Raw genomic sequence first — 7187 nt, 5'->3', positions numbered from 1 at the left:
CCCACCGCCCAGGTGCGCTGAAGCCAGGACCCCGCCTGCCGGCAGCCCCCCGCACCAGCCGTGCTCAGGGGGCCAGTTTCCCATCCGCTGAGGTTTTGTGATTCCATGGCGGAATAGGATTAGTCGGCTTAATGCACGAATTCCAATTCATACAAAATTACCGCACTTTTCCAACTGCCCTTGACTCCGAGTGTGGGGTTGACCGCATAACATCCCGCGTCCTTCCAGGAGTGCAGGGATGAACAGCCAGCGGGCAATACCAGTGCGCGGGTGGGTGGGCTTGGCCCTCGCGGTGATGTTGAGCGGTTGCGACTTCGGCGGCGGGCCTGACGCGAAGCCCCCGCCGCTCACACCTCCAGAAGCACCGAAGCAGGCCGTCGCGCAGGCGGGAGACGCTTCCGCGCTGGTGACGTGGACGGTGCCTCCCGCGGATGGCGGCAGCCCCCTGCTCTACTACGTGGTGCGCTGCGTCCCCGAGTGCGGCGGCGCGCTGGTGAAGGTGCCCGACACGCAGGCCACGGTGCTGGGGCTGAACAACGGCTTCACCTACGTCTTCAAGGTCTCCGCGGTGAACGCGATGGGCGAGGGCCAGGCCTCCGTGGAGACGGACCTGGTGACGCCGCAAGCGGGGATGCGCATCCCGAACCCCACGGTGCCGGGACAGCCGCGCTCGGTGGTGCCCACCGCGGGCAACGGCCAGGCGTACGTGAGCTGGCTGGCGCCCGCGAGCTACGGCGGCCGGCCGCTGTCGTACTTCAAGGTGATGGCGGAGCCGGGTGGCCGGGTGCAGCGGGTGGACGCGCCGTCGTCGGGCACGCTCATCGAGAACCTCGACAACGGCACCGCGTACTCCTTCAGCATCTGCGCCGCCAACGAGATGGGCGAAGGCCCCTGCACCCGCACGACGGCCGCCGTGACGCCGCGTCCGGGCGGCGCGCCCACGAACTGGGTGATGGGCTACTGGGTGGGCTACCAGCGCGACCTGTACCCGGTGGACTCGGTGGACATGTCGCTGCTCACGCATGTGGTGGTGGGCCGCATCCGGCCGCGCATCGACGGCACGCTCTACACCGACTTCGACGTGGACGCCGTGGAGGGGCCCAAGATGGCCCGGGCGCTGGCGGTGCGGGCGCACGAGGCCGGCAAGAAGGCGCTGCTGATGCTGGGCGGCATGGGTGAGTACGACGGCTTCAAGGGCGCGACGGAGACGCTGGAGAAGCGCCGCAACTTCGTGCGCAACATCATCAACACCATGCGCGAGCTGCAGTTCGACGGCGTGGACGTGGACTGGGAGCCCATCCTCCTGCCGCAGGACAGCGCGCCGCTGCTGGCGCTGCTGGATGACCTGCGCGCCGCGGATGAGAACATCATCATCACGGTGCCCGTGGGTTGGGTGAACTCCAACTTCGCGCTGGGCAAGGTGGACGCGGAGTTCCACCGGGAGCTGGCGGCCCGCGTCGACCAGATGAACGTGATGGCCTACAAGATGAGCGGCCACTGGGGGCAGTGGCAGAGCTGGCACTCCAGCGCGCTCTTCGGTGAGAGCCCCGGACACCCCAGCTCCGTCGCCAGCTCCGTGCAGGCGTTCCTGGACGCGGGCGTGCCGCCGCAGCGACTGGGCGTGGGCGTGGGCTTCTTCGGCACCTGCTGGAAGGGCATCACGGAGCCGGGCACCCCGCTGGACGGGCGCGACGACATCGCGGAGGAGCAGAGCGACAACGCGATGAGCTACGCCAACATCCAGGCGCACTACTACTCGCCCGAGGCGTACCGCTGGGACGACGTCGCCAAGTCGCCCTACCTCTCCTTCCCCAACGCGTACGGCCCGCAGGCCTGCAACTACATCTCCTACGAGGACGTCGCGTCCGTGTCGGAGAAGGGCCGCTGGGCGCGGGAGAAGGGCCTGGGCGGCAGCATCATCTGGACCATCAACCAGGGCCACATGCCCAAGACCCTGGTGGGCGGCGCCAAGGATCCGCTGATGCAGGCCGTGCACACGGCCTTCCTCAAGCCCTGACGCCCTTCACCCTCGGCCTCGCTGCCCTCGCGCTCAGGGGTCCGGCAGCGAGGAACTCGCGTTGGTGGGCAGGCCGCCGATGTTGGGCAGCGGCAGGCCGACGCCGAAGAAGAAGTACCACCGGTCCCGGAAGACGTTGTAGCCCCCGCCTGCCTGCAGGATGTTCCGGAACAGCGACAGCGTCAGCGCGACGCCCACCTCCGGGGTGTTGTCCCGGTTGAAGTCCAGGGCGGAGAGATTGAGGCCCAAGCCCGGGGTGACGAGCGTGTTGACGTAGGACTCCGTCCGGGAGCCCCACTTCAGCAGCACACTGTAGGCGGGGGCTGCCTGGAACCGGGAGCTGCCTCCCTCGGCCTCCGGCACGCGGGCGAAGATGAGGCCCACGGTCGTGTCGAAGTGCGGCAGGACGCGGTGCATGGTCAGCTGGTGGGTCTCCACCACCGTGGGCTTCTCCTCGCCCCGGCCCACCGCGAACCTGAAGACGACGGCGTCCCCGGGCTCCCTGCGCCCGGTGTTGTTCAGGTCCAGGAGGGTCGCGGAGGGAAGCGAAGCCACCGAGTGCCGCTTCACCTCCTTCGAGAACTCCAGCAGCTCCGCGTTGACCCGGACGAGGGAGAACAGCGAAGCCACCCCTTCCGCCAGCCCGTCGATGTCCGCCTTGAGCGCCGTGGCCGTCAGGCCCAGGACCTTGTCGAGTTCCTGCACGGACGGCTTCAGCGCGGGGGGCACCGAGGCCAGGGTCGCCTGCACCTGGCCGATCTTCCGTGACAGCTCCCGGGCCCGGAGCACGGCTTCGCGCAGGTCGGCATTGAAGCCGGTCAGGAGCGCGGCCCCGGAGTCCGAGGCAGGCGTGGTCCCCTGATACTTGCGCATCAGGCCTCCCAGGTAGACGCGGTATTGCCGCAGCTCCGTGGCCGTCTGGGTGAGCTCCGTGCGGACGGTATCGCTGAGCCCCACCACGGTGGTGCCCACCTGCTGGGCGCTCTTTTCGGTGACCTCCAGGGACTGGGTCGTCCGCATGAAGGCCTCGAGGAGCATGGGCATGCCCACGCTCTGCACCAGCGCTCCAATCCCCTGGCTGTTGAACTGGTCCGCGGCCCTGCCGATCGCATCAAGCTGCTTCTGTTGCTCCGCGGTCAGGAAGATGCTCCAGCGGTCCAGCACATAGCGGTCCTGGGGCTTGATGTCGTCGAAGCCATCGAGGTGCACCTCCCGGTTGCCCCCCGCCCCCACGATCCAGGCTCCCAGCATGAAAAAGACCCCCTCCTTCTGAAGCGCCTGCCGCAGTTCTGCCCGCAGGGCCTCCAGCTCGGTCGCTGCCACGTCCGCGATGCGCCGGAAGAGTTCAGGGTCTGAAAGGCCCTCGGGCGGCACGTCCGTCAGGGCCGCCTCGAGCCCCCTGTGGAAACGGGAACCGGGTGTGGCCGCGTTCATGATGATGGACATGGGAGCTGCCGCCTTCTCGGTGGCGTCCTGGATCATCTTGAGCGTCGCGGGCGGCGGGTTGGGCTTCCACTCCGCCATGGCGGTCCGCATCTGCGTCAACTCTTCGTTGGTCCGCGCGAGTGCCCCCGCCAGTGCCTCGGAACTCTTCACGAGCGTGGCAGTCCGCTCCGAGGCACCTGCGGTCACCGTGCCCAGCTTCGCGAGCGCCCGGTCCCGGGATACGTCGATGTAGATGGTGCTGCCAATATCCACCACGGCCATGTCGGCCTTGATGTCCACGGAGATGCTGTCCGCGTCGACTTCCTTGAGCTTCAGCACCCGGGCGTCAGTGGGGTCTGGACCCGCGCTCTCGACCGCGCCGGCTGCGAGCAGCAGGCAGATGAGCAAGCCGATCCTCATGAGAGCTTCTGCCCGTTCAAATAGGCCCTCACCACCCGCACGTTGTCGATGGGCTCGTCCTGCTCGATGACGTCACGGAGTTCGTCGGCGAACGACAGGACAAATGCCTGGGGGTTGGCGGTGAGGACCCTGTTCTTGAGCTGGGCATCGCCCTTCAGCTTCTCAAGCTCGGGCCGCACCTGCTCCAGCGAGCGGGCCCACACCACCCACTTGAGGTCGCTCTCCAGTCCCGCGAACTTGCCGGCTTTCGACACCAACTGTTCGCGGTGGGGCCCCTCTCCCAGCACGACAAAGAGAACGTAGGGCTCATCATTGATGAGCGTCCTCAACAGCCTCTGCGCCTCTTTTGCATCTTCGAGCGGCAGGACCGTGGTCTTGCGGAACTCCATGCATCCCCCTGGAAAGAGTGGGGGGATCTCAACCATTGCCCCGCGCCGTGTCCAGCACTCCTCGGAGGTCAGATGTAGCGGGCCTCGAAGAGCTGTCGCAGCGCGGGTTCGGTGCGCAGCAAGTCCAGCGTGAGGGCGGCGTGGCCGGGCACGTACCCATTGCCCACGAGCATGGTGACGTCCTTGCCCACGCCCTCCGCGCCCAGGGCCGCCGTGGTGAAGCTGGTGGCCATGGAGAAGAAGATGACCGTGCCGCCGTCCTTCACGGACAACAGCGACGCCATCTCCGTGTTGCCCACGCTGGCGCAGTTGACGACCAGGTCGCAGAGCTGACCGCCCGTCGCCTTCTGCACCGCCTCCATCACGTCCACGCCCTGGGTGGCGTCCACCTTGAGGGCCTCGTCGCACAGGCCGATGGCGGACAGCGCGTCCAGCGCCTTCTGGGAGATGTCCAGCGCCAGCAGCTTGCCGCGGCTCTCCAGGCTGCGGCGGGCCTGCGCGAGGCACAGCGCGCCGCTCTTGCCCGCGCCCAGCACCGCCACCGTCATTCCCGGGCGTACGTAGCGCGCCACCAGCGCGGGCGCGCCGCACACGTCCAGCGCCGCCAGCGACAGCGTGTCCGGCATGTCCTCCGGGAGCTTCGCGTAGATGCCGCTCGCGAAGAGCAGCGCGTGGCCGCGGATGTCCACCCGGTCGATGTCCGCGTGCACCGCCTTCACCTCTTCGATGACGAGCGGCGTGAGCGTCAGGCTCACCAGCGTGGCGATGCGGTCCCCCGGCTTGAGCACGCCGTTGGCGGGGTGCTGCGCGCCCAGTTCCTTCACGCGGCCGATGAGCATCCCGCCGGAGCCGGTGACGGGGTTCTGCATCTTGCCGCGCTCAAGCACGATGTCCTGGATGCGAGAGGCGATGCGCGCGGGGTCTCCGCCCACGTCGTCCTTGATCTGCTTGAAGGACGCGGCGTCGATGTTGAGGCTCTCCACGTCGATGAGCAGCTCCGCCTCGCGGCACGGCAGCGAGGGGTCCAGCTTGCGCGCGCGCTGCGGCAGCACGCCCTTCTCACCCACGACGCGCGACAGTCCGTATGAATCCGTGGCCATGACCTTCCCCTCGTTTCAGTCCGCCGCCAGCAGCGGCACCAGCACCGACAGCGATCGCTCGAAGCGGTACGACACGCCCGAGTGCCCGTCCTCGAACTCCTCGTGCACCACGGTCACGCCGCCCGCCTTCAGGTCGTCCGCCACCATGCGCGTGCCCCAGCGCAGGTTGAACTCGTCGCGGGTGCCGGCGTCCAGGTAGACCGTCTTGAGCTTGCGGAAGGCGTCCAGGAACTTGGGCACGAAGCGCACCGGGTCGTGCACCAGCCAGCGGTTCCACACGTCCAGGCGCAGCTTCGCGTTGTGCTGCTCGAAGGGCAGCTCCAGGTTGAGCGGCTCACCCTTCTTGGGGGAGTACGCCGCCGCCATGGCCAGGATGTTGATGACCGGGAAGTCGTCGCCGCGCACCTTGGTGGCCACGGCGCGCTGGCGCAGCTCCGTCACCCACGTCTCCACGCCGCCGGCCTTCATCAGCGCGGTGGCCGCCTTGGGCAGGTCCGGCATGTACGAATATTCGAAGTAGGAATCCGGCGCGTGCGCGCCCACCAGGGAGAAGATCTCCGGGTGGTAGCGGCCCATCACCAGCGCGCCGTAGCCGCCGGAGCTGTGGCCCACCACCGCGCGCGACGCGGGCCTGGGCAGCGTGCGGAAGGTCTTGTCCACGAAGCCGACGATGTCCTTGACCAGGTAGTCGCGGTAGCGGCCGATGGCGTCGCTGTTCACCCACTGGCTGCCGCCCAGCTTCGTCCACGCGTCCGGGAAGACGCCGATGACGGGCGGGATGGTGCCGGCTTCGATGAGCGCGTCCAGGCGGTCCGGCACGGAGGGCGAGAAGCCGGCCGCGTTCGTCCACGAGCCCCCGCCACTGCCGAAGGCGTGCAGGAAGTAGACGACCGGGTAGCGCTGCGTGCCCGCCGCGTAGCCCGGCGGCAGGTACACGGTGAGCCGGCGGCGGGCCGGGTCTCCCAGCGGGTTGTTCTCCAGCGAGGGGGATTGCACTTCGCGCGTCTCGAGCACGCCCTTCATCGGTGCCTCTCCTGGTCGTCGCGGTGCGCCGCGCGGTCTATGCGCTGGAGCCCGGGTGCTTGCCGAACAGCTTCATCACCTGCTGCAGGTCCTCCCACGCCTTGCGCTTCTCCGCGCTGTTGCGCAGGAGGTACGCGGGGTGGAAGGTGGGCATGAGCTGGATGCCCTCGTATGCGCGCCACTGGCCCCGCATCTTGGTGATGGGGGTGGTGTCCCGCAGCAGCGTCTGCGCCGCGAACTTGCCCAGCGCGACGATGACCTTCGGCTGGATGGCGAGCAGCTGCGAGCGCAGGAAGGGCTCGCACGCGGCGATCTCATCCGGCTCCGGGTTGCGGTTGCCGGGCGGGCGGCACTTCACGACGTTGGCGATGTAGACGTCGTTCCGGGTGAAGCCCATGGCGCCGATCATCTTGGTGAGCAGGTCGCCCGCGGCGCCCACGAAGGGCACGCCCTGGAGGTCCTCGTTCTCACCGGGGCCCTCGCCCACGAACACCAGGTCCGCGCGCGGGTTGCCGGAGCCGAACACGATGTTCTTGCGGCCCGTGCACAGCTTGCAGCGGCGGCAGTCGCCCAGCTCGCGGCGGACCTGATCCAGCGTGGGGCGCTCGCCCTCCACGACGCCGGGCAGCGCGCCGTTGTAGCGGGGCGTGGACTTGGGCACGTCCAGGAGCACGCCGGGCACGCCCGGCACGGGTGATGCCGCGACGCGGGGGGCCGGGGCCTCGGAGGCCAGGGGCCGTGACGCTGCCATGGGCGCGGCGGCCAGCGGGCGGGCAGCGCCCAGGGGCTGCTTCATCGCGGCGTGCAGGGTGT

6 protein-coding genes are annotated in these 7187 nt (G+C 68.8%); 1 reads left to right on the top strand and 5 read right to left on the bottom strand.

The window, feature by feature from the left end; all coding sequences use genetic code 11:
* Nucleotides 1-238 precede the first annotated feature (238 nt).
* Nucleotides 239-2017: a glycosyl hydrolase family 18 protein gene (locus tag D7W81_RS38045; protein WP_120560266.1), complete on the top strand. Its 1779-nt coding sequence runs from the start codon at nt 239-241 to the stop codon at nt 2015-2017.
* Nucleotides 2018-2050: 33 nt separating this feature from the next.
* On the opposite strand, the gene D7W81_RS38040 is transcribed toward D7W81_RS38045, so the two are convergent.
* From D7W81_RS38040 to D7W81_RS38020, 5 genes are all read right to left on the bottom strand, one after another.
* The gene (locus D7W81_RS38040) at nt 2051-3862 is read right to left on the bottom strand and encodes a hypothetical protein (protein ID WP_147445771.1); all 1812 of its coding nucleotides are present in this window, start codon (nt 3860-3862) and stop codon (nt 2051-2053) included.
* A complete protein-coding gene (locus D7W81_RS38035; protein WP_120560264.1) occupies nt 3859-4251 on the bottom strand; it encodes a hypothetical protein in 393 nt (130 codons plus the stop codon). Before D7W81_RS38035 ends, D7W81_RS38040 begins: the two co-directional genes overlap by 4 nt.
* Nucleotides 4252-4319: 68 nt before the next feature.
* Entirely contained in the window at nt 4320-5351 is a 1032-nt protein-coding gene (gene kdd / locus D7W81_RS38030) for an L-erythro-3,5-diaminohexanoate dehydrogenase (protein ID WP_120560263.1), read from the bottom strand.
* A gap of 15 nt (nt 5352-5366) precedes the next feature.
* On the bottom strand, nt 5367-6374 hold the full coding sequence (locus tag D7W81_RS38025) for an alpha/beta hydrolase (RefSeq protein ID WP_120560262.1): 1008 nt from the start codon (nt 6372-6374) through the stop codon (nt 5367-5369).
* A 37-nt stretch (nt 6375-6411) separates the two neighbouring features.
* On the bottom strand, nt 6412-7187 hold a 776-nt coding region (locus D7W81_RS38020), incomplete at its 5' end, for a uracil-DNA glycosylase (RefSeq protein ID WP_438503397.1).

It is taken from the genome of Corallococcus aberystwythensis (genome assembly GCF_003612165.1).
In the GTDB taxonomy this organism is placed as follows: Bacteria; Myxococcota; Myxococcia; order Myxococcales; family Myxococcaceae; genus Corallococcus; species Corallococcus aberystwythensis.
This window is presented reverse-complemented; position numbering and strand designations above follow the sequence as displayed.